We start from the raw sequence: 23,841 nt of genomic DNA, 5'->3' as shown, positions 1-23,841 counted from the left end.
CCTTTACAGGGACTGTACGTAATTGACCAGGTCCTCCAGCTCACGGTCATTTAAAGAACTTGTCTTCCCGCGGATGTCCCCCGGATTGTGCGTCGTAATGGCTTCCCGGATCGTCTTCGCCCGGCCGTCGTGCAGGTAGGGGGCGGTCCGCCACACTTCCACCAGGGAGGGCACCAGAATGCTTTTCCCCTCATCCAGCCCCCGGGCCGTCCCCGCAGCCACCAGTTCCTTGGTAGTGAAGTACGGGTGCGGGTGGCACTGCACGCACCCGGCCGTTTTAAAGACTTCCTTCCCCCTGCGCGCGGATTCTGACAAGACGCCCCGCTCCACGCCGGGAGCATGGCACTGGACACAGGCAGCCTCCCGCGTCTGCTGCCTGGAGGGAGTATGCGCCATCAGGTACGGACTGGGAACCTCCTTCATGTTTTTCAGGTATTCATTCACGCATTCCGCCAGTTCCCCGGAAGGTTCCAGAAACTGGATGTGAACGAAGCCCGCCGTCACGGCCACCTCCGCGGAGGCGCGGACGCCCAGCGTCATCACCGGGCTCGTCCGGTGGGAGAGGAACATGGTGCGCGTGTTTTTCGGGTTGCCCATGCCGTCATTCAGCAGGTCCCAGTTCAGGCCGTCCACCCGGCTGTCCGGGTGGCAGGTGGCGCAGCTCTGCCAACCCTGGAAGCAATGGGAGGCGTCGTTGAAGTACTGTTCCCCCAGCTTTTCCCGTGAGGGCTGGAACCCTTCATTCAGGGCGATTTTCCGGGGTTGCGCTTCCCCCTTGAGGGGGACTTGCGCCAGCGTGTCCGAGAAGTATCCGGCCACATAAACGTTTTTCCCGTCGCACGCCAGGGCGCGCGGACCATTCAGGGGCAGAGGAATGCGGGTGCGGAGGCCGTGCAGGAAGCCCAGCCTTTCGGAAACGGGTTCGTTTTCCCGGTTTTCCCGCTTCATGCGGTCCAGCATGCCGGGAAAATCAATCACGGACAACTCATGCGTTCCCGCGTGCGTCACAAACAGCTTTCCGCCATCCCCGGAAAAGGCGACGCCCCAGGGATTGGCCGCCCCCGCATCCGGGTCGTCCAGCAGGACGGGGTGCGGCTTGTCCGGCTGTTCCGTATCAATAACCGTCACGGCGTTCGTGTTCATCCATCCGCGGTCCAGCTGCGTGGTGGGCACCTGGTAGCGGCTCAGCACGTGCGCCACGGCCAGATAACGGCCATCCGGGCTCATCGCCATGCCGCGCACGCCCTGCGTCCCGTTGGAAAGCGGGAAATGGGCCGCCTTCCCGTCTTTCACCAGCGTCAGCGCAGCCGCCGTGAAATCCCCGTCCGCCTTCCCGGCGGGCAAATGGCCGGCGGCCCATATTTTCCTGCCGTCCGGAGAGACGGCCAGCGCCACCGGTTCACGGGGAACGTTCCAGGAATTCAGCACGTTCCCGGTGGCGGCGTCCATTTCCAGAATTTGGGAGTCAAACCGGCACGCCACATACAACTTACCTCCGCGCAGCACGGGAGCCATGGGCGTGTGCCCCGCCGGAAAGGAACCTTTCAGCGCCCCGCTTTCCAGGTCCACCACCTCCACCACGCCGCGCGGTCCGCCTTCCGCCACATAGGCGGTGGCACCGTCAAGCGCCATGCCGTTGGGCGGCTGGCCCAGCCGGATGCTTTTCACCTTTTCTCCGGAAGCGGGGTCCACCAGTTCCAGAGTCCGGCTTTCATGCCCCAGCACGGCAACCAGATGATTAAAAACCTTCACATCCACCGGAGCGGCAGGACCGGCAACGGAATCCGGTCCCTGCCTGCACGAGACGAAGGCCAGCAGGCAGCAGAGGGCAGCCACGGAGGCGCAGAGCGTTTTTGTCAGTTTCATGGCCATTTCAGATTCAGTCTTCTATCATCACGCGGAACCCCACGTTGTACACGGGCCGCCAGCCGGGATACCCCCAGCGCCAGGAGGACGTGGCCCGCCGGGGGCGGTCATACCAGGAACCGCCGCGCACGGCACGGGGAACGCGGGAGTCCAGGCTTTCATTGCGCCCGTCCCCTTCCTTCCACGGGTAGGGCCTGTATTCGGAACGGGTCCATTCCGCGGCGTTTCCGATCATGTCGTACAGTCCGTAGGCATTCGGCTTGTAGCTCTTGACGGGGGCCAGATGGAGCCTCCCGTCATTGTATTTTTCATCCCGCGGCACGAAGTCCCAGAAACGGTTGGGATTTTTAATCGGCTTGGGGTCCACGCCGGAGACGGCAAGCTCCTTCAGCGTCACATCCCCCAGGTTGGCGTATGCGGAGAAGTCCGCATCCCGTTCCCCGAAGAAGAAGTCCGTATCCGCGCCGCCCCTCGCCGCGTACTCCCACTGCGCTTCCGTGGGCAGCGTCACCTTTTTCCCGGTTTTCCCGGAAAGCCAGCGGCAGAATTCCATGGCCCTGGTCCACGGCACCCGGACGGCCGGAAAACGCGGATCGGCGTCCATGTCGTAGCCGGGCCTCACCTGGTCCTTGTAGTGCATGTCGTACCATCCATTGAGGTATTCCGGGTCAAAGCGGCGGTATTGCTCCAGCGTCACTTCCGCCTCTCCCATCCAGAACGGTTGTTCAATCTCCACCGGGGAGGCGGGTTTTTCCGCCGGGGTTTCCCGTTCACTTCCCATCCTGAATTTTCCCGCGGGAATGCGGCGGAACGTCATGCTTACGCCACCCCCCAAATCCACGGACAGCGTTTCATTCCGCGGTTCCGGGACGGGCACGCTTTTTTCCCTGACGCTGGGGACAGACTTGCCGCCGTCAACGATGACGCCGCTGGCGTTTCTCCGGAACAGGGAGTCCTTCATCGTCACGTAATTCCGTTCCGCTCCGGAGAATTGCCTGTGCAGGTCATAGCGGCGTTTCAGCAATCCTTCATTGCGCTCTCCCGGCCATTCGCCCAGGTAGGGGGCGTTCATGTCCATCCACGTGACCAGGCGGTTCCAGTCCTCCTGAGGCATCTCCACGCCGTGGTGCCCCTTTTTAAGGAGCTGGTAAAGTTCCGACGTATCCGCGAAGAACTCCGTGGGGGCCAGCCCCAGGTAGTTCCCCTCCGGACCGTTGCGGCGCACGTAGGGGTGCAGGTTCCAGTACGCGACGGACCCGGGAGCGGGCGCACCCTTGACGGCCTCCAATGTCATGAAGTCCGGGACTCCCGCGCGGGCCTTGTCTTCCGCGGTGTGGCAGCGGACGCAGTGGCGGTCCAGCACGGGCTGCACTTCATTCATGAAGGAGAAGGTGCGCGCCGGACCGTACCACGGGGTGATGGCGGCAGGGTTCTGCCGTGAGGCCATGACCGCCTTGGCGGGCGGCGCGTAGTTCTGCCGTTCATGGCAGCCGATGCAGCTTAACGTTTCCCCCGGCATGGCGGTAAACCAGCTCCGCATCAGCGCCAGGGCGCACCCTTCCCCGTCCAGCACCTGGAGGGTCAGCGGCTGGTTGGCGGGTGCCGTAAAGATGGCGGAGCCGTCCGGATTCACGGGAACGGTGCCGTACAGTACCTTCAAGTCCCAGTTGCTTTCCATGCCCATGGCATAGTGGCTTCCGGTGTTGCGGGGACTGTACTCGGACATGAACACGCGCAGGGATGTTGCCTCCCCCTTCGGCACTCCGGCCATGGCGCGGCCCCGGTACACGTCGGAGATATAGACCGTGGCCGTCTTGCTCTCCGGCTTCACGCGGTCATGGAGCACGGGCGGCTTTTTGCGCGGGCGCAGCGGCGCGGGGTCCGCATAAATGAAATAGGAGGAAGCCGTGAGAGGAACGATGTTGTCGTACACGTCGCACCAGACCACATTGGTCACGCCCTGGTTGCCGGAAGGGGAGGAGACGGCCAGGAAGGTCTCCTCATTCAGCGGATACGGTTCCGCAAAATAGGGAGTTTTCAACTCCTCCACCAACTGGTCCCTGGTGACGTTTTCCACGGGTTTTCCGTAGCCCGGGATTTTCTGCACGGCGCCCTCCGTGGCGGTACGGCCCCGGTTCACGTCAAAGATGACCAGTTCCCCCAGCCGCTTGACACCGTGGTGCCCGCTGACAATGCCCGCAAACATGCCCGGCCTGCCGGGAAGCGGGCGGGCGTTGAACAGGCTGTTGGGCCAGTAGGAGTTGGAGCCGTAGTATTCCTTCTGGTCGCTGCCGTCCGGATTCATGTGCATCAGCACGCGGCTGAAGTAGTGGGCGCTTTCCGTGTATTCCCAGCGCAGGAACAGCACGCGCCCGTCCGGGAGCATGGTGGGGAACCAGTTGTTGTCCTGGTCAAAGGTGAGCCGCCGGGTCGTCTTCCTCTCCCGGTCGTAAAGGTGGATGTTCCCCACGTAGTCCACCCCGGTTACGCAGGGCACGCCCTGCATGCCGGAGGTGTTGACGAAGATGACGCGGCCGTCCGGCAGGTAGCAGGAGTTGTAGCTGTCCGTATCCGCCGGCATGTGGGCGGTGAGGGCTTCCGTTTTCCCGGTTTTCAGGTCCAGTTCAAAGACGTCCCAGGGCCTGTTTTCCTTCTTGCCGAAGCGGTTTCCGGTGAACATGAGCCTTTCCCCGGAAAAGTCCACTTCCAGATGCCCCATCCAGCGGTCGTCCCCCAGCAGCTGCGCCGCGGGGGAGGAAGAGGAGATGCCGTTAAATTTCACGATGCCGCTGCGGTACGTGCGGCCCGGACCCGGCATGCTGGAGATTCCCTGCCAGTTGGCCGGGCGGTCATGATTGAAGGAGCTTTTTCCGGACGGGTTGAAACGCCGCACGCTCACCCATTCCCGCAGGGAGTCCTGTTCCGGCAGGGATTCAATAAGGGCCTTTTTCCGCAGTTCCACCAGTTCACGCAGTTGGTCCGCCTGCTCCGGCCCTGCCCGGTCCACCCACCGGTCCAGCGGCCCCAGCTTCTTCTCCCACTCATCCAGCCGGGCCAGGAAAACCTCAGCATCAGGGTACCATTCCCCGTATTTTTCCCGGTTGCGCTTCACCGCGCGGCGGATGGCGGCCGCATCATAATAAGCCGCCAGTTTCTTCAGACGGAGGAAGCGGACTTTTTCCAGAATGGCTTCCTGATGCTTCATCAGGCCGTCCCAGGAAGAAACGGCTCCCACCCGCTCCGCCGGAACGGAAAGGATTTCCGCCAGCGCGGCCCCGGCTTTCTGCCCGTCCGGCCATGCCTGGAACACGGGAGCCAGCAGCGCCATCGCATCCCCGCAGTCATCCGCGGCAGACGGATCGGAAAGGGAAGATACATGCTCCGCCGTCCGCGCCCACACCTGCTGCATCCATTGGTTTCTTCCCTCTGCGGAGGCCGCGAGCGGGATTCCGGACAATTCCCGCAGCCAGGGCTGCAGTCCGGAAGCGTGGAGTATTCCGGCTCCCAGTACGGCACAGCCGCAGGAGAGAAGGCGCAGGATGGAACATGAGTCAAACATGGCGTACAGTTTTACACTAGTACGCAGGAGAAATTCTTTTTCATTCAACGGGAATTTCCGTACCGATTAATTTTCTACCTAATCAGCAGAGGGTGAATCCATCATTTAATCCCTCCGGACTCTCAATTCCGGAATTCAATATCTGATTTTAAGGGAAGGAGGTTGTAGAAAAACGGCTCCGGCAGAAAGCGGCATGGGGAATCCTACCCCCGTCCTCCATGCCCAGGATTTTTTTCATGGCAGGCCTGAATTCATTCCTCCATTGCTCCAACTGCCTGACGACGGGAATTAACGTCTTTCCGGACAGGGAACGGGAGCATGAGCAGCGGCATTTCTCCGTTCATCCCCGGCATCCGGGAAAAACAAGCGCCGGAGAAAGAGGGAACAGCCGTTTGCCTTTCTTCCGGCGGCCTTGTTGTTACATTCCTGCGGAATAGGAAGTTCAGGAGTCTTCCAGCGTGCGGGGGCGCAGCAGGTACACCTTGTCCCGGCGGCGCACCTGTTCCGGAACCGCCAGATAGACGGTTTCCCCTTTTTGCGCGGCGTCCACGGGTTCCATGCCCGCCGCCGTCTCCCGCCGCATGGATTCCACTTCCACGCGGACGGCTCCCGTGGTGGGGCCTGCAATGAGGATGGTCTGCCCCGCGGACAAGCCGCCGGCTTCCAGGTAAAGGGCCGCCACCCCGTTCTTCTTATAAAAGTTTTCCACCTTGGCAATGTGGATTTTAAGCAGGGCGGCGCGGCTGTTGGCGGAACCGCTCCATTCCCCCCATTTCACGCCCAGGTAATATCCGCCCTGCCAGAATCCCCGGTTGAAGACGGATTCCAGCCGCTTCATCCACGCTTCCGCCCTGGCTGCGGAAAAGGTTCCGTCCAGGCATGCCTGGGCGGCCTCCCGGTACACGGAGGTGACCGTTCTGACGTAATCCGAGGAGCGGCCGCGCCCCTCCAGCTTCAGCACGGAGACGCCCGCGTCCAGAAGCTGGTCCAGCACCGGAACGGTGCACAGGTCCCGGGGGGACATCACGTATTTGTTGTCTATCACCAGTTCATTGCCCGTTTCCTCATCCGTCACGCGGTAGGCGCGGCGGCAGTTCTGGAAGCAGGCGCCCCGGTTGGCGGAAGAGTTGTAAGCCGCCAGGCTCATGTGGCATTTGCCGGACACGGCCACGCACAGCGCCCCGTGGGCAAAGATTTCCACCCGGAGCAGTTCCCCGGAGGGGCCCCTCACGTCCTCCTTCCGGATGGATTCAATGATGTGCCGGATTTGCGCCAGGGTGAGTTCCCGTGCCAGCACCACCACATCCGCGTACTGCGCGTAGAACCTGACGGAGGCCATGTTGCAGACGTTGGCCTGCACGGACATGTGGACTTCCAGCCCGATGGAGCGGGCATGGGCGATTACCGCCAGGTCGGAGGCGATGACGGCGTCCACTCCGGCCTTCCGGGCGGCGGCGCACAGGGCCTGCACCGCCTCCAGCTCTTCATCATACACGATGATGTTCAGCGTCAGGTAGGCCTTAGCCCCCGCCTCATGGCAGCGGGCCACGATTTCCGGCAGGTCTTCCTCTGAAAAGTTGGCCGTGGCCCGGGAACGCATGTTCAGCTTCCCCACGCCGAAGTAGACGGAGTCCGCCCCGCCCTGCAACGCAGCGGCCAGGGATTCAAACGACCCCGCCGGGGCCATGATTTCTATCCGGGATTGAACGGGCATGGCAGAACGGCTCAGAGTCCTCCGGATTCCTCCGTCAGGATGACGGTGATCCTTCCCTTGGGGAAGCATTTGACGATGGACATGTGGATGTTGCACAGGCGGTCCGGAGAGTTGCAGTCCGCACAGACTCCCGTGTACATGCAGGGCGTCTTGAAGTCTTCATGGCGTTTGGCATTCAGCGGGGCGATGCGGCGGATGCGTTCCCGCGCCTCCTCCGGCGTTCCCACCAGCTTGTTGGCCCCGGCCAGCAGAATGACGTGCCGGGGGCCGAACGCTACGGGTGCCACGCGGTTGCCCACCATGTCCACCCAGTGCAGGGTTCCCTTCATGCTGACGGCGTTGACGCCGGTCAGGAAGAGGTCCGCCGTCATGCCGCGGCGGCGGATTTCCCATTTTTCCTCCCGGTCCATGTCCGGAAGAAAGCCGTCATAAAACTGAATGTCCGGATTGGCCCGCAGGTCGTCAAGAATCCCCGTGGCCTTCAAGGTCATGGAGTCCCCGTAGGAGGCGGACGCCGGGTGAAGCTCCCGTACCAGGCCGCGCATCACGCCTGCGGCTTCCTTCAGGCCCGGAACTACAAAGCTTCTGAATCCGCGCCGTTCCAGGCGTTCGGCGCACTTTTGCAGGGAAAGGGTTTCTTCCATAAAAAAGGCGGATGAAGAACCCCGCTCCGGCATGATTCCGGAGCGGGGTTCCTTGAGTTTTTATTCTTCCGCAGGGGCTTCCGCTTCACCGGAATCTTCCCCGGCCTCCGCGTCTTCCGCTCCCTCCGCACCTTCCTCGTCTTCATCATCCGGAATGACGATGGAGATGTCCTGGATGGCTTCGCCGTCGTTCAGCGTCATGAGCTTCACGCCCTGGGTGGCGCGGCCCGTTTCGCGCACGGTGGCTACCTTGATGCGGACGGACTGCCCCGCCGTGGTCATGAGCATCAGTTCATCCTCCTCGGAAACGACCGTGGCGGATACCACCTTCCCGGTCTTGTCCGTGCAGTTCATGGTCTTGATGCCGGTGCCGCCGCGGCCCTGCGTGCGGTATTCGTCAAAGGAGGTGCGCTTGCCAAGGCCGTTTTCAGAGGCCACCAGCAGGGTTTTCTGCGGGTCCACAATGGCAAGGGCCACCACGTAGTCTCCCTCGCGCGGACGGATGCCGCGCACGCCGATGGTGTTGCGGCCCTGGGTGCGGAGGGCTTCCTCCGGGAAGCGGATGCTCATGCCGTCATGCGTGACGAGCACGATTTCATTTTCCCCGGTGGTGAGTTCAGCGTTTACCAGGGTGTTGCCTTCCTCCAGGTTGATGGCGATGATGCCGGCCTTGCGGTAGTTGACAAAGTCGTTCAGGCTGGTTTTCTTCACCGTGCCGTCCTTCGTCGCGAAGACCACGTTGCCGCTGCCTTCCGCAAAGGTGATGTCATTGCCTTTTTCATCCACCCGGCGTTCCAGGCGCAGGATGGCGGCGATGGCTTCCTCCGGCTGGAGGTCCAGCAGGTTCTTGATGTTGCGGCCCTGCGCACTGCGTGCGGCTTCGTCAATTTCATACACGCGGTCCACGTACACGCGCCCGGTGTTCGTGAAGAACATCAGGTAGTCATGGTTTTGGGCGGCGAAGAGGTGCTCGATGAAGTCCGCCTCCGCATCCTTTCTGGCCCCCTTGGTGGTGGCGGCCTTCACGCCCTTGCCCCCACGGGCCTGCACGCGGTATTCCGCGGAGTTGGTGCGCTTGATGTAGCCGCTGTGCGTGATGGTGACGATCATCGTGTCGTTCGGGATCAGGTCTTCAATGGCCATGTCCCCGGAGAAGGGAATGATGCGCGTGACGCGCGGCGTGGCGTACTTGTCCTTGATGGCCATGAGTTCATCCTTCACGATTCCCAGCACGCGGGATTCGTTCGCCAGGATGTCCAGATAGTCCTTGATCCGGACCAGCAGTTCCGCGTATTCCCCGGAAATCTTGTCGTTTTCCAGAGCGGTGAGCTGGTACAGGCGCAGGTCCAGGATGGAGTTTACCTGGCGTTCCGTAAAGATGTAGCGGTCCCCCTGCACGGAGGCCTGGGAACGGATCAGGATGCCCAGGCTTTCCGCCGTCTGCGTGGAGAAGGTGTAGTTCTGGAGGCGTTCGCGGGCTTCCTCCCTGTTCTTGGAGTCGCGGATGATGGTGATGAAGTCATCCATGTGGTGAAGGGCCAGCAGGAAGGCTTCCAGGCGTTCGGCGTCCTTTTCCGCATCCCCCAGCAGGTAGCGCGTGCGGCGCACGACCACCTCCCGGCGGTGCTCGATGTAGAAGTTGATGGCGTCCAGCATCACGAGCGTCTTGGGGCGGTTGTCGTGAATCGCCAGCATGTTCACCGCAAAGGAGGTTTCCATGGAGGTGAGCTTGTAAAGCTGGTTCATGACCACCTGCGGGCGGGCGTCCCGCTTGAGCTCGATTTCAATGCAGGTTTTCTCGTCGGAAAGGTCGCGGATGCCGGAAATGTCCGTCAGGATCTTGTCCTTGTACAGTTCCGCGATGCGTTCCTGGAGGGCGGCGCGGTTCACGCCGTACGGCACTTCACGGATGATGAGGAGGTCCTTGCCGGAGTCCGTCATTTCCATGTCTATCTTCCCGCGGATGCGCACGGAGCCGCGCCCGGTGCGGAAGTAGTTGTCAATGCCGGAAAAGCCCAGCACGTCGCCCCCGGTGGGGAAGTCCGGTCCCTTGATGTACTGGCGCAGTTCATCCACCGTCATGAGCGGGTTGTCAATCACGGCGCAGATGCCGTCCACCACTTCCCCCAGGTTGTGCGGGGGCATGTTGGTTGCCATCCCCACGGCAATGCCCGTGCCGCCGTTGACCAACAGGTTCGGGAAGGCGGAGGGAAACACGGTGGGTTCCGTGTGCTCGTTGTCGTACGTGGGAACAAAGTCCACGGTGTCCTTGTCCAGGTCCGCCATCAGGGCCACGCCCATGCCGGAGAGCTTGGCTTCCGTGTATCGGGCGGCAGCGGGGGGGTCCCCGTCCGGCGTGCCGAAGTTGCCCTGCCCGATGACGAGGATGTCCCGCATGGACCAGTCCTGGGCCATGTTCACCAGGGTGCCGTAAATGGCGGCGTCCCCGTGCGGGTGGTAGTTACCCATGGTGTCACCCACGATTTTGGAGCATTTGCGGGTCTTCCCGCCGGGGGACAGGTTCAGTTCCTTCATGGCGTACAGGATACGCCTCTGGGAGGGCTTGAGGCCGTCTCTCACGTCCGGCAGGGCGCGGGAGATGATGACGGACATGGAGTAGTCCAGGAAAGAAGTGGAGAGCTCGCTGGCTACGTCCACCGGTTTGATTCTATTGTTTTCCATGGTTCTGGGAGAAAGTGTAGGAATTAAACGTCAAGGTTGCGGACGTTGAGCGCGTGGTCCACGATGTAGTTCTTGCGGGGCTCCACCACGTCCCCCATCAGGATGGTGAACATTTCATCAGCCCTGACGGCGTTGTCGTCATTCAGGATGACGCGGAGCAACTCCCGCCGTTCCGGGTCCATCGTCGTCTTGAACAGGTCCTTGGCGTCCATTTCACCCAAGCCCTTGAATCGCGTGATTTCCACGCCGCGCTTGCCGATGGAGATGACGGATTCCAGAATGTCCATCACGGAGAACAGGGGCGTTACCTTTTCCTTTTCTCCCTCACCTTCCACCAGTTCAAACAGGGGCGTATCCATGGATACGATCATGTTCCCCGGAATGCCCAGCTCCGCAAGCCGTACGAGGGCCCGCGTGATGGCCTTGGCCTCATGCAGTTCATGGGTGATGGAACGGCGGCTGGGGCCCTCCCGGTCCGGGAGCGGATTTTCCAGCAGTTCCTCTTCCGTGGGCATGCCGAAGATGAAGAGGTCCCTGTTTTCCTCGGAAAAGGCAGTGAGAGCTTCCATGTCATGGAAGAAGAGGACTTCCTCTTCATTGCCGCTGCGCACCTTCACCAGGAATTCCGGGAATTCCCCGTTTGCCTCCCGGTGGCTGAGCAGGTCTTCCAGGGAGCCGCCCTGCGCCTGCATGGATTCCGTGTAGCGCTGGAGGTTGACCAGCGTTTCCAGAATGGCGGAAAACTCGTCAGATGAGAAGGAACGGGAACCGTCCGCGAAACGGAGGGTCACGTCATTGACGGCCAGTTCAATCAATTTGCGGTTCAGGGCGACGTCATCCTGCACGTATTCCTCCTTTTTCCTGCGGATGATGCGGTACAGAGGCGCCTGCGCGATGTACAGGTACCCGGCGCGGACAAGCTGCGGCATGTGGCGGCAGAAGAAGGTGAGAAGCAGGGTGCGGATATGGGCGCCGTCCACGTCGGCGTCAGTCATGATGATGATCTTGTGGTAGCGCACGCGGTCCAGCTTGAAGGAGGCCTCATCGTCCCCTTCCCCGATCCCGGCGCCGATGGCCGTGATCATGTTCTGAATTTCCTTGCTCCCCAGCGCTTTGTCCAGGCGGGCCTTTTCCACGTTCAGCACCTTCCCGCGCAGGGGCAGGATGGCCTGCGTGCGGCGGTCGCGCCCCATCTTGGCGGAGCCGCCGGCGGAGTCACCTTCCACAATGAACAGTTCGCAATTGGCGGGGTCCCGGTCGGAGCAGTCCGCCAGCTTGCCGGGAAGGCCGCCGATGGAGAGGGCGCTCTTGCGGACCGTTTCGCGTGCCTTGCGGGCGGCTTCACGGGCCCGGGCGGCCGTGATGCTCTTTTCGATGATCTTCTTGGCCATCGCCGGGTTTTCTTCAAAGTACGTCTTGATTTCCTCGTACACGACGTTGCCCACCACGCCTTCAATCTCCGTGTTCACCAGCTTGTCCTTCGTCTGGGAGGAGAAGCGCGGGTTGGGCATCTTGACGGAGATGACCGCCACCAGGCCTTCGCGCACGTCCTCCCCGCTCAGGGAGGGGTCCTTCTCCTTCAGCAGGCCGTTCGCCTTCGCGTAGCCGTTGATCACGCGCGTCAGGGCGCCGCGGAAACCGGAAAGGTGCGTTCCGCCGTCCCCGTTGTAAATGGAGTTGGCAAAGCAGAGGATGTTCGTTTCATACGTATTGTTGTACTGGAACACCACGTCCACCAGGACGTCATCCTCCATCTTCTTGCCGTCGTACTCCACTTCCACCTTCCGGACGCCGGAAATGGAGATGGGTTCCTCATTGATCAATTCCTTGTTCCGGCCCAGCTGGCGCACGAATTCCACAATGCCTTCCTTATAGAAGAAGGTTTCCCGGCGCACCGGGGCCTCCCGCTCGTCAATCAGCTCGATGACCAGGCCGGGGTTCAGGAAAGCCAGTTCGCGCAGGCGCGTCGTCAGGCGGTCAAATTTGAACTCCGTGGTATCCGTGAAAATGGTGGAGTCCGGGAAAAAAGTGATCGTGGTGCCCGTGATTTCACAGGCGCAGGCGCCCACCGCGCGGAGGGGTTCGATCGTCTTGCCGCGTTCAAACTTGATCTGGTAGCGCTTGCCGTCGCGGCGCACTTCCGCCCTGAACCAGTCGGACAGGGCATTCACGCACTTGGCGCCCACCCCGTGCAAACCGCCGGAGTACTTGTAGGCGCCCTGGCCGAACTTGCCGCCCGCGTGCAGATTGGTCAGCACCAGTTCCACGGCGGGGATGCCGAACTTCGGGTGGATATCCACCGGAATGCCGCGCCCGTTGTCCACCACGGAAATGGAGCCGTCCACATGGATCACAATGTCAATCTTGCTGCAATAGCCGGCCAGATGCTCGTCAATGGAGTTGTCCAGCACTTCAAATACGCAGTGGTGCAAGCCTCTCTCGTCAGGGTCCCCGATGTACATGCCGGGGCGCTTCCGCACGGCCTCCAGGCCCTCCAGTTTGTCAATCTGCGCGGCGCCGTATTCATGCTGCGCCGTCGTGGAAACGGTGGTTTCAACAACCTCGTTGGTATCTTCGGACATAACTGAAATATACTACGCTTATCTTAATTTTTTGCAAGACTAATGTTAGAAAGCGCGCGTGCGCGTGTGGGGGCTACCTCCGCAAAAACCCGCTGTAATCGCATAAAAACAGGCCTATTTCTCGCCGCCCGGTTTTTTCTGACATCAGATAGCGGACAAGGGGGTGCAGGAGCATTCTGCGCGGTTTTATAGAATTGGAAAGGGCGTTCCGTGCGGAGGGCGGAGAGCGGCGCGGGGAGAGTTGTGGACAGAATGGACTTGATGGACAGGATGGACACCATTTTCTTTCTCCTCCTCTGTCCTTCCCATCCACACAGTCTATTACTCCGGAGGACACCGTTTCCTTCCACAGCAGGGCCGTTCCGGCATTGTCCGGAACGGCCCTGGCGGTGCGGAGAGCGGATGATCTCCACTCTCCTCTCTTAACTCTCAACTCTCTTAGAAGTCGTAGCGGTAACCCACGCTTCCGTTCACCGAGTTGGCTCCGTCACGGAAGTCCGCGTTCCCGTTGATGAAGACCGTTCCCTGCGTTCCTACCGGCACGCTCAGCCCCGCTCCTATTTGCAGAGCCGTCGTTCCCACCTTGGTCCCACGCACGCTCTGCATGAAGCCGGGGTTGCCCAGCAGCGCCACATTGGTTTCTCCGCGGCGGTCGCCCATGTCCTGGGCCGCGTTCACCCGGAACTCAGCCAATGCTTCTCGCCCGAAGATGTTGCTGCCAATGAGCCCCATCCACCGGCCGCCCAGCGCAACCGTTCCCGTCGTCCATTCCTGCTTGCCTACATTCAGGCCCGCGTTCCCCGCTCCCGTTTCCGTGTAGCCGTCCATGCGCGTCGTCACTACCGAGGCGTTGGCCAGGGGCTGCAGGATGCTGCTCCTGTCTTCATTGAGGTACACGTCGTAGGTCAGTTCATACATCGCTCCAAAGCCCCACCCGCTGGTGTTGCCCTGCGTCCTGTAGCTGCCTTCCCCGTAGTTGACCGTGCGGTTGAGCTTCGCGTCGTTCCACCCACCTGTCAGGATGAGCGTGTGGGCCCATCTCTTGCTCTGGTAGCGCCCGAAGAGGTTGGCGTAGTAGCTGTCCAGGTGACCGTCCGCCGTGTCCGCGGCACTGGCCGTCAGGTCGCCATAGTTGGCCGTGAAGGCAGCTCCCATCGTGAAGTGGTCGCTGAGGTCTACGTCCATGCCCACGGTGCCGCCCCAGGTGGTGAGCTGGTAGCCGCTTTCATCCCCCTTGGTGTCCAGCTTGCTGTAGGAGCCCGTGCCTTCCATCCACATGTGGAAGTAGGGGAGGTCTTCGTTGACGTAGGCGGGGTTGACGCCCATGAGGGTGGTGCGGTTCCTGATCCAGCCCATCTGGTCGCGCAGGGCGTCCTTCTGGGCCGTTCCCAGCGCGTTGACCGTGCTTCCCGCTACGGCTGCCATCACCCGCTTCGCTTCCGAGGGGTTGGAAGACGTCAGGGCTCCTACGGCGTCATCCACCTTCTTGAGGATGGAATCCGCGGCCAGGTCGCCGGGCAGGTTCCAGAGAAGTTCCGCACCGGCCCTGGAATTGACCGTATCCGCAAGACGGGCGTATTTATTGTCTTTGGATGCTGTAGCCACCAGAACGAGGTTGCCGTTTTCCATCACCAGGTACGCATCGTTTTCAAATTTCTTGAAGGCGGAGGAGGAGGGATCCAGCAGGATAGCCAGCCTGTCGCTTCCACCCAGGTCGATGGTTCCATCAGCATGCATGAGCGTGTAGCTGCCGTCCGCGCCCAGCGTCAGTTCATTCTTGCCGGTAGAGCTGAGGGTTATTTCCGCTCCCTGGCTGATGCTGATATTCCCGGTCACGCTGATGATGGGTCCGGCGTAGTCCGTGTTGAAGGTGAGGTTCGTGCTGGAACCGTCGCCCAGCGTCAGGCTGCTGAGGGTAAGAGCCGTATTGGCTCTCGGGTCTTCTACCGTGCCGCCCATCTTGATATTGAGGCGTCCCGTGTTGTTGATGGCCCAGTTGCTGCCGGCGGCGGTGATGACGTTTTCAAGCGTCTGCCCCGCATTGCCGGAGATGTTGAGCTGCCCGCGGCCTTCCAGCGTGCCGCTGAAGACGGAACCGCTGCCCGAATTGCCGGTATTGACGGCCAGAGCGCCGCCATTGCTCTTCAAGGTTCCCTGGCCGCTGATTCCGGCAACGGTGTTGCCGGTGGTTGAGCCAAGGTCAAGCGTTCCCGTGGAATCGCCGTTCTTTACCAGGTCCAGCAGTACGCCGCCCTGGAGGGAAGCCGTTCCGGAAAGGGCAAGCGTATCATGAAGGGCAAGCGTGCCGCTGCCCTGGATGGTGCTGGCGGAAAGGCTGCTGGCATCGTTAATGGTGAGGGTGGCTCCGCTGCCGATGTTCAGGTCCGCGCCTTCGCCGCTGTCCGTCAGGTCTCCCATGACGGTATTACGGTTGACATCCAGAACCACGCCTTCCGCCGTGCCTGCCAGCACCACATGGTTGAAGTTGCTGCCATCACCGTTCAGGGTGAGCGTGCCGCCTTCCATGCGGAGGGTGTCCGTCACAAAGGAGCCGTTGACCGTGAGCTTGCCCGTGTTCTGCTTGATGAAGGTGACCCCGTTTTCCCCAACGATGCTGCCGCCCATGATGGAGTCCGCCCCGGCATAATCATCCGGTGCGGGCAATCCCGTTTCCAGGCGTTCGTTGTTGAGGATGACAACGGCGTTGCCTCCGTCCGCATTGGTGTTTTCCACCTTCAGCGTGCTTCCCGTTGCGCCCAGCAGGTTGTTGATGACCGCGCCGTCGCCGTCGGTATCGCCGGGGGCTCCCGCCAACTGGACGGTAAGCGTCTTGCCCTGGGCGATCACCACGCCGGCGTACATGCCCAGCGTTCCGTAGTTCGTGACCGTATCGGGATCAGAGGAGGCGGTGCCGTCCACCATGTAAAGGCCGTTGACCTGTCCGCTGAGGACCAGGCTGCCGCCGTCGGTGCCCGTCACGCGGATGCCGTAGTTGGAAAGGATTTTGCTGAACTGGATGTCGCCCAGATTGGCGCATTCCAGCGTTCCGGTCGTCAGCGTCAGCCAGCTTTCCACCCCGGCGTCCTTGTGGGCGACGAGGGTGTTCACAATGGCGTCAATATCCAGATTGACCGTGGCGGAATCATTGATGACGAGCTTGCCGTCTCCCTGGTCAATGATGGCCGTACCGGCCGCGCCCTGGTTGACGTTGTCCGCGCCCAGGGTAAGGTTCAGCGTTTCCGTAGCTCCCGCACCCACCGTAATGTCTCCGGAGACGTTGGTGAGCTTGCCTCCGGCAGCCAGGGTGATGCCTTTCAGCATGTCGCCATTGGTGCCCCCCAGGTTGATGGCGGCGGCGGAGTCCACCACGATGCCCGCGGTGGCGCCTTCTCCCCGCGTCATGGCGGAGGTCAGTGATCCGTTAACGATTTTCAGCGTTCCCGCTCCGTTCAGCACGGTGCCGGCCCACTGGCCGGCCTTGTCCGCCGTGCCAAGCTGGACCATGGCGTCGGCATTCGTGATGCCGAGGGCTCCCGTAGCGGTATTGGCCTGATCCAGGATCAGGGTGCCCGTGCCTGCATGCGTCAGGTTGGAGTTGCCCTGCACCAGCGCATTCAGCACCAGTTCCGCGTTATTGTAATTGACGTTGTATTGTGCGGCCAGCCCGGCGTCCGCAGACCCCGTGTTGCCCGCCAGGATGGCGCCGTCTCCAAAGATGGCATTCCCCGCACCCGTGACGCTCGCGCCGCCGTTGCCGAAGTTCCAGACCTGGCGGCTGTTGTTGGCGGAGGTTTCATCGGTGGACAGGGTTCCCGTGAAGTCCTTGAGGGAGCCCGTGAGGATATTGGTCATCCGCACGTTCGTGGACATGCCCCATGCGCCCGAACCGGAAAGATTACCGGAGAAGGTGTACGTGGCGCCGGAAGAACCGTTCTGCAACGTGCCGTGGGTTGCGCCGATTTCAAAGTTGGCCGCCGTCGTGCCCGCGGAGAAATGGAAGCCCTTGCCGTCGATGAAAATGGTGCCGCCTCCCAGCGTATTTCCCGCGCCGAAAGCCGCCCAGTTGGCATTGGTACTCATATTTTCCCCGTTTCCGAGCAGTTCCAGACGGCCGGTGAAATTGGTATTGCCCGTATTGGAGATGTTGACCTGTCCCGCGGCATCCGCCGTCCCAATGGTGATGGTGCCCGCGCCGTTAAGCTGGGCGTGCAGGTTGACGGTTCCGCCGGAGAGGGCCAGAGAGGCGCCTTCACTTACGCGGACGATGGTGGCGTTATTGGGGTTCACGCCGATGGTCGCTCCGCCCGTGAAGGCAAGCGTTCCCTCTTCCACGGTGAGGTGGGCCAGGGTATTCCCGGAGTATCCCAGCGCCAGCGTGCCGTCCCCCGTCTTGGTCAGCGTGGTGCCCGCGCCCATGACGTCAGCCGTCAGTCCGGCCCAGGAGACAGTGTCCGCTGCCCCGATTACGGAAACGTTCAGGGCGCCTCCGTCTCCAACCTTGACGCGGCTGGAAACGTCATATCCCGTCACGTCCCTACCGGCGGCGGAGTCCGCATAAGCCAGCGTACCGCCGTTAAAGGTAATGTCACCCGCCGTACCCAGCGCGTCGTCCGCTCCGATGGTAAGAGTGCCTCCGTTGAGCACTGTGCCACCGGTGTAGGTATTCGCCAGGTTCAGGGTGACGTTGGCCGTGCCGTTCACGGTGAGCGTAGTGGGGGCAACGGAGTCCGCAATATAACCCGCGTTGTCCGGATCACTGACCAGCGTGTAAGTGCCGCTGTTGAAGACGACGCTCTTGGGAGTCACGGTACCGGAGACCTTCACTTCACCCGCTTCCGCAGCGGAGAAATAGATTTCCTGGTCGTTCAGCGTGTCCACGCCCGTCAGCTTGGTGGTCCAGCCGTCAATGCTGGTGTTGATCCACTTGCGGTCCGTTCCGCCGTCCCAGACAAAACCGTTGTCTCCGCTGACGTCCACGACTTTCAGCACGAGCTGGTTGTTTTCCACCACGACGGAGTATTCAAAGCCTTCCCGGGTGATGTCCGGCGTCCAGGTGAAGGAATCCGTAGTCAGGCTGCCCGCCGCAGCCCACTGGGCCAGGACGTAGTCGGATGCTTCCAGTTCACCATAGTTGTTGATGGTCAGCGTGCAGTTGGCATCCGTCAGAGCCAGGGCCCCTGCCTGGATATTGATGATCGGGCCGTTTGCCACGACTCCAGTCATGTCAAAGGTCAGCGTAGCGCCGCTGTTCAGCGTCAGGGCGGAGGCCGTGGTCATTTTGGCGCCCGCGCCCATGGAGATGCTGCCCAGGGTCATGGCGTTCGCATTCGTGAATGCCAGCGTGCCGGCCTGGACGTTCGTCAAGCCCGTGTAGGTATTCTGTCCGGAGAGGGTCAGCGTGCCGGAACCGACTTTCGTCAAACCGCCGGCGCCGGAAAGGACGCCCCCGAGGGTGATGTTGGTGGAAGCCTGGTCATTGTATGATTTGGTTCCCGCATCGTATTGGCGGGTATCAACCGTCACGTTGCCGGCAAGATTCATGTTATAGGCGGAGGACCAGCCTTCCGCCGCCGTCGTTCCCAGGGTCCCGGAATTCATGTTCAGGACAATCGTATTGGTATTGCCGGACGCAGTCATGCCTCCCGCTCCGAGAAGCAGGGAACCGCCATTCAGATTAATGGTGGCGCCCTTGGCGGCGGCTCCGGCCCAATTCTGCCCCAGATCCAGCGTCTGAGCCAGGACCATGCCGCCTTGTTCAATGTTCATGACCCCCTTCCCGTCACGGGAAATCCGCAGGGTGCCGGTAATGTTCATGAAAGCATCCTTCTTGACAGTGAGCGTCGTCGTCCCGTTGTATTCATTACGGCCGATGAAACTTCCAGCCGTCAGGGAAGCGCCGGAATCCAGCGTCCAGGAAGCAGCCGCATTCGCACCCGCCATCAAAGTATAGCTTCCCGTGATATTGACATCACCCTGTAAAACCGTTGTGCCGGCAGCAGATATCAGAGAACCGGCGCCGGTGATCGTGTTTCCGTAAGTTCCGGCGGAAAGCGTCAGGGTAGTTCCCGCGCCCACATCATATTTGACGCCAGTCAGCGCGGCCGTCGTCGTGCCGGAGGCATTCCCGCTCAGCTTCAGCGTACCCGTGGAATTGGCATTCAGGCGCGTGCCCAGGCCGTTCCACGTGCCCGTGGTCAGCTCCAGAATGGAATTGCCCTGGAGGAGAACCGTGCTTGTGCCCAGCGCGCCGGCATTGCCGACGACGAGCTTGCTGCCGTTATACAATACGGTGTTTCCGCTATAGGAGTTGGCATTGTTGATGGTCAGGGAAGCTCCGTCCAGCAGATTCAGCGTCGTATCCCCGGTAATGGAGCCGTCACCAGCAAAAATGAAATCCGTGCCGGAAACATTAATTTTACCCGGAGCAACATTCCCGACGATCGTTACAGTCTTGTTCACGTCCGCACCATCGGAGAAATACACGGTCTGTCCATCGGCGTAAGCCGTGGGAGTGCCGTCAAGGTCCCAGGCGGTATTGGAGGTGTCCGTGTTCCAGTTGCCGCTCTTCCATCTCAGCAGGCCGTCCTTGTCGGACAGGGAGACGTACAGCGTATCATCGCTGACGGTGAATGTAGCCTTGTAAAGTTCAGCCGCGGAGCCGCCGAGCGTGAACATGGACGTATCCGTCATGCCCGTTCCGTGCAGGAGGGCATATTCCGTATTGGCGGTGACGGAGGAAAGGCCTATCTGGAGAGCCGTAGCGCCGGTGCCCGCCACTGAATTGACGGTTAATGCCGCGGTATCCGTACTCAGGGCTCCAAAGCTCAGGGAGCCTCCGTTCAGGGTCAGAGCAGCCGCCAAAGTAGCGGTGCCCCCGTCAAGATTGATGGTTCCCAGCGTAGAGCCGGCATCCAGGGAATAACCGTCTGCGGAAGTCACGGCTACGGTCAGGCCGCCGTTGATAAGAAGGGTCCCCTGCCCGATGACGCTGGAGTCCTTCACGGTCAGCGCGCCTTCCCTCAATTCCACCGTGCCGGTGAAACCAGGAACGGCGGCGGTTTCACCTTCCGCGGGAACCGGAACCTTGGCAGCTCCATTGAGCACCAGGGTGCCGGCGCCGATCTTCGTGAGCTTGCCGCTGCCGGTCAGGCCGGTATTAAAGGTAATGGTTCTTCCGGTTGTCTTGTCCCCGGCGTCCAGGGTATCCACATAACTTCCGTTGGAAGCCGCCAGCGTGATATAGGAGGGAGTGAACTCGTTATTGTAGGTCACGGACCAGTTGGCCGTGGCTCCCAGCGTTCCCATGCCGAGCGTAATTTCACTGCCGCTGGCAAAGTTAACGATGTTGCCGCCAAAGTTGACGCGGGCCGTTCCGGCCGTTGCGCTTCCCAACTGGAATCTCCCGCGGAATACTCCATTGCCATTGGCCCAGAAGTCCAGGCCGCCCAGGTTGGCCGTGCCGCTGGAAGCAAGGAAGGTCCCCGTTCCGCTGTACCCGAGGTTCAGCGCAGCGGAGCCGGTAAGAAGCCCCCCGTTAAGAGTAAGGGTGCTGCCGTTGTCCACGATAAAGCTGCGGCCGGTTCCGTGGTCGCTGTTGGTGCCCGTGACATTCAACTCGGCGCCGGTGTTGATGGAAAGGGTCCCGTTCTTGAGGAGCCGCACGTTCGTAGCGTTGACGACGGAACCGGAGTTGACCTGAATGGAACTGCTCGCCCAGTTGCTCGACATGCTGAGGGTTCCGATGGTGGCCTGCGAATTGGTGAGGGTGAAGCCCCCGATGCAGTAATTGACGGCCAAGCCGCCCAGGTTAACCGTATTGTTCAGGAAGGTTACACGGGGACCGTAACCGCCGGAAGCCTGGTCCAGCTGCATGGTTCCTGCATAGTCAACGTTGCCGGAGATATTCAGGTTGAGGTTTTCACTGCGGCGGAAGGTGATTGAACTATCCTGGGTGACGCCCGCTCCTCCTACGATGTCGGAGGCGATCGTGACCGTATCCGCGGCATTGTGGTTCATCAGGACGTACATGCCGCCTTCAACGACGATGCGGTCCGAAGGACGAATCGTTCCCGCTCCGGGGCGAATGATGAAATTGGCGCCGTTGCCGATATGCAGGGTTGCTCCGTTGAGCGTGTCCGCCGCAGGCTGGCTGGCCGTATTGGCGGCGTAATTGCCATATACGGTGATGTCCTTCAGCGTGGATCCAGGAGAAAGGGTGACGCTCCCGTCCGTATTGCCGAGCCAGACGGAAAGGGAGGAGTTCGTCCCGCCCATGACGGTGGAGGAGAAGGACTCCATGAGATGCGTGGCGTCTCCCAGCGTCAGGGAAGCGTTGTTCCCCAGCGTGAAGGTATTGCCCGTGCCGAAGGTGATGGAAGAAGCGATCGCTGCGGTCTTCCCTTCGGAAACGAGGAGGCCCGCATTATTGCCGAGCGTGAAGGTTCCCCCCGTAATGGCGGCGTCCCCAAGCGTAAGCGTCGCCTGGCTGCCGAGGGAAAGGGCTTCCGCCTGAAGGGAATCCCCGGCTCCCATGTTCAAGGTGTAGTTCGTCCCGTCCTGGAACGTTACGGTACCGGCGATAATGTTGCCGGTCAACGCAATGGTTTTAACCCCTTCCGCAGCCGTGAAAATAACGGAGTCATTGTTCAGGAAGGAAGTATCCGTCTTGCCTCCATCTCCACTCTTGTACCAGCCCGTTCCAGTGTTGCTCCAGGTACCGGTAGTGGAATTCCAGACAAGCGTTTCCATATTGTAGCCTGTTCCCTGATACTGCACGGACATGCCGGAACCGTTGGAGACAAGCACGAAATTGCCGGCTCCCAGCTGGTCGGCGGAATCGACTCTCGTCAATGCCTCATAGGTGTCCTCCCCGGTTTGCTTCCAAATAAGAAGGGAATCCAGGGAAGCCCCCAGATCAGCCCCGGTGGACATGAAATAGCGGGTCAGCAGGGCATCGTCCACCAGCTCGCGGTTGGTAACCGTCAGCGCTTCCATGGCGCCCGCAACCACTACCTCTACATTCCACGTCCGGTCATTCTTGGTCACTGTAGTGGTATTTGACAGGTTGATCATCCCGTCAAGCCCGATGTGCCAGTAGTGGCTGCCGGAACCGGTACCGTTGTCAAAGTTGAGATTGCCTCCCGGAGTGGTCAGGTTCAGCGTGCCGTCCACATAAATATTAGCGTGCCCCTCTGCCTCCATGCTCTTGATCTGGTTGCTGAAGGTGGTGGAAAGAGTGGATCCGGCGCCTACGTAAACACTGCCGCCCCATTGTCCCAGGCTAACGGACACATTGCTGTTCCCCGTCACGGAGATGCCGCCGCCATCCGAAGTGTTGGGAGGAGTGCCCGTAACCGTAACGTCTACATCATTAAAAATCAAATGCGGGCCCTTATTCTCCTGGCGGGAGGGGGCGGCGTCCCCTTCCCAGTTGCCCGCCGTATCTACGGCATCGCCTTCCCCTGCCCCCGTCCACGTAAAATCAGGACCGCCAAACGCGGGAGCCTGCCAGAAATCCGCCGATGTGGCGGCATGGGAGTAAGAGTAAAAACCGGAGAAGGAAACCAGGGATGCAAGAAGGGCGGAACGCAAAGAAGGGGGGAGATGAAGTCTCATATTGTATCAATGATATTATGACCAGTAATACCCGGATTTATAATCCGTTGGCAAGCCTATTTTCGTTAATGACTCTTCTTAAGCAAATCATGAAGGGGAATAAAACAGGCTTCTTTAAACTATCTCTCCATCCATTTCAAAAATTATTAATGCAATACTTTTAATACAAGCAAGATATGGAAGTTTAAAGAAGAAGAAGGATTATAAATTCCCAGATTGACCGTTCACCCTCCTGATGAAGGCGGTACCTGCAAAAACAAAAAGGCCGTCCCCTCACGGGAACGGCCCTGGCTTGGAAATCTTACCTTATTGCTGCTGGGCGCCGCTCTGCTTGAGCATCTCCTGGAGCTGTTCCGGGGAAATGCTCATGGGACCGCCCTGGGGAGCCGGGGCTTCCGAAATGCCGTCCAGTTCCAGATCAAAGATGAGCGGGGAATTGGGCTCGATCGGAGCGCCGGGGGTGTTTTCACCGTAGGCCAGCTCGGAAGGGATGTACACGATCCACTTGGAGCCGACGGGCATGGTGGTCAGCGCCTCGGCAAAGCCGGGGATGACCTGGAGGGGAAGTTCCACGGATTTGCCCTTGGTGTCGTCAAACACGGTGCCGTCCAGCAGCGTGCCCTTGTACTTCACCTTGAACATGGGGTTCTTGAACTTCTTCTCGTCAAATTTTTCTTCGCCGCCCTTGTTCACCACCTTGTACTGGAGGCCGGATTTCGTGGTGGTCACGCCTGCCTTCTTGCCGTTTTCCTCCATGAACTTCTTGCTGGCTTCCAGATTGGACTTGGCCTTGGCGGAGATGCGTTCGTCAATCTGCTTCTGGAACGCGTCCAGGGCGGGTTTCAGCTGTTCCTGGTCCTTGGCGGGCTTGCGGACCATGCCGTCCTTGATGCCCTGAAGGAAGGATTCCTGGTCCAGGTCGTCAAAGGTAAGGGTGGGAATGGAGCCGAGCTGCTGTCCGCTCTGGAAACCCAGAAAATAGCCCAGGTCCTTTTTCATCTGTTCGGGAGACACAGTAATTTCTTTCTCTTGTTTGGGTTGGTCGGCCGCCGGAGCTTCGGCAGCCTTTTCTTGCGCGCCCGCCACACCCGCCAGAAGGGCGGAAACGGCAAACAGGGCGATGGAAGGGTTCATCTTCATGGTTGTTTTTTATCCTTTGTTTGAAAAGAGGACTCCTTT

8 protein-coding genes are annotated in these 23,841 nt (G+C 60.7%); all 8 read right to left on the bottom strand.

Annotation, left to right across the window (positions count from 1 at the left end; translation table 11 throughout):
* Positions 1–3 precede the first annotated feature (3 nt).
* On the bottom strand, positions 4–1,866 hold the full coding sequence (locus tag QSJ36_RS12075; protein ID WP_285468734.1) for a c-type cytochrome: 1,863 nt from the start codon (positions 1,864–1,866) through the stop codon (positions 4–6).
* 13 nt (positions 1,867–1,879) lie between these two features.
* Complete coding sequence (locus QSJ36_RS12070; protein ID WP_285468733.1) at positions 1,880–5,425, bottom strand: SUMF1/EgtB/PvdO family nonheme iron enzyme; 3,546 nt, start codon at positions 5,423–5,425, stop codon at positions 1,880–1,882.
* Between the two features lie 442 nt (positions 5,426–5,867).
* A complete protein-coding gene (locus QSJ36_RS12065; RefSeq protein WP_285468732.1) occupies positions 5,868–7,139 on the bottom strand; it encodes a peptidase U32 family protein in 1,272 nt (423 codons plus the stop codon).
* A gap of 11 nt (positions 7,140–7,150) precedes the next feature.
* Positions 7,151–7,783, bottom strand: coding sequence for a lactate utilization protein (locus QSJ36_RS12060; RefSeq protein WP_215832676.1), 633 nt, complete (start codon positions 7,781–7,783; stop codon positions 7,151–7,153).
* A gap of 60 nt (positions 7,784–7,843) precedes the next feature.
* On the bottom strand, positions 7,844–10,465 hold the full coding sequence (gyrA, locus tag QSJ36_RS12055; protein ID WP_285468731.1) for a DNA gyrase subunit A: 2,622 nt from the start codon (positions 10,463–10,465) through the stop codon (positions 7,844–7,846).
* Positions 10,466–10,488: 23 nt separating this feature from the next.
* Positions 10,489–13,047 carry a DNA topoisomerase (ATP-hydrolyzing) subunit B gene (gene gyrB, locus QSJ36_RS12050; protein ID WP_215832675.1) on the bottom strand — a complete coding sequence of 853 codons (2,559 nt, stop codon included), beginning with the start codon at positions 13,045–13,047 and terminating at the stop codon, positions 10,489–10,491.
* 438 nt (positions 13,048–13,485) lie between these two features.
* The gene (locus QSJ36_RS12045) at positions 13,486–22,662 is read right to left on the bottom strand and encodes an autotransporter-associated beta strand repeat-containing protein (protein ID WP_285468730.1); all 9,177 of its coding nucleotides are present in this window, start codon (positions 22,660–22,662) and stop codon (positions 13,486–13,488) included.
* Between the two features lie 306 nt (positions 22,663–22,968).
* Entirely contained in the window at positions 22,969–23,802 is an 834-nt protein-coding gene (locus tag QSJ36_RS12040; RefSeq protein ID WP_102728383.1) for an FKBP-type peptidyl-prolyl cis-trans isomerase N-terminal domain-containing protein, read from the bottom strand.
* Between the last annotated feature and the right edge of the window lie 39 nt (positions 23,803–23,841).

This window comes from Akkermansia sp. NBRC 115031, from assembly GCF_030268505.1.
In the GTDB taxonomy this organism is placed as follows: Bacteria; Verrucomicrobiota; Verrucomicrobiia; order Verrucomicrobiales; family Akkermansiaceae; genus Akkermansia; species Akkermansia massiliensis.
The sequence above is the reverse complement of the archived record's forward strand: the minus strand, read 5'-3'. Positions and strand labels throughout refer to the sequence as shown.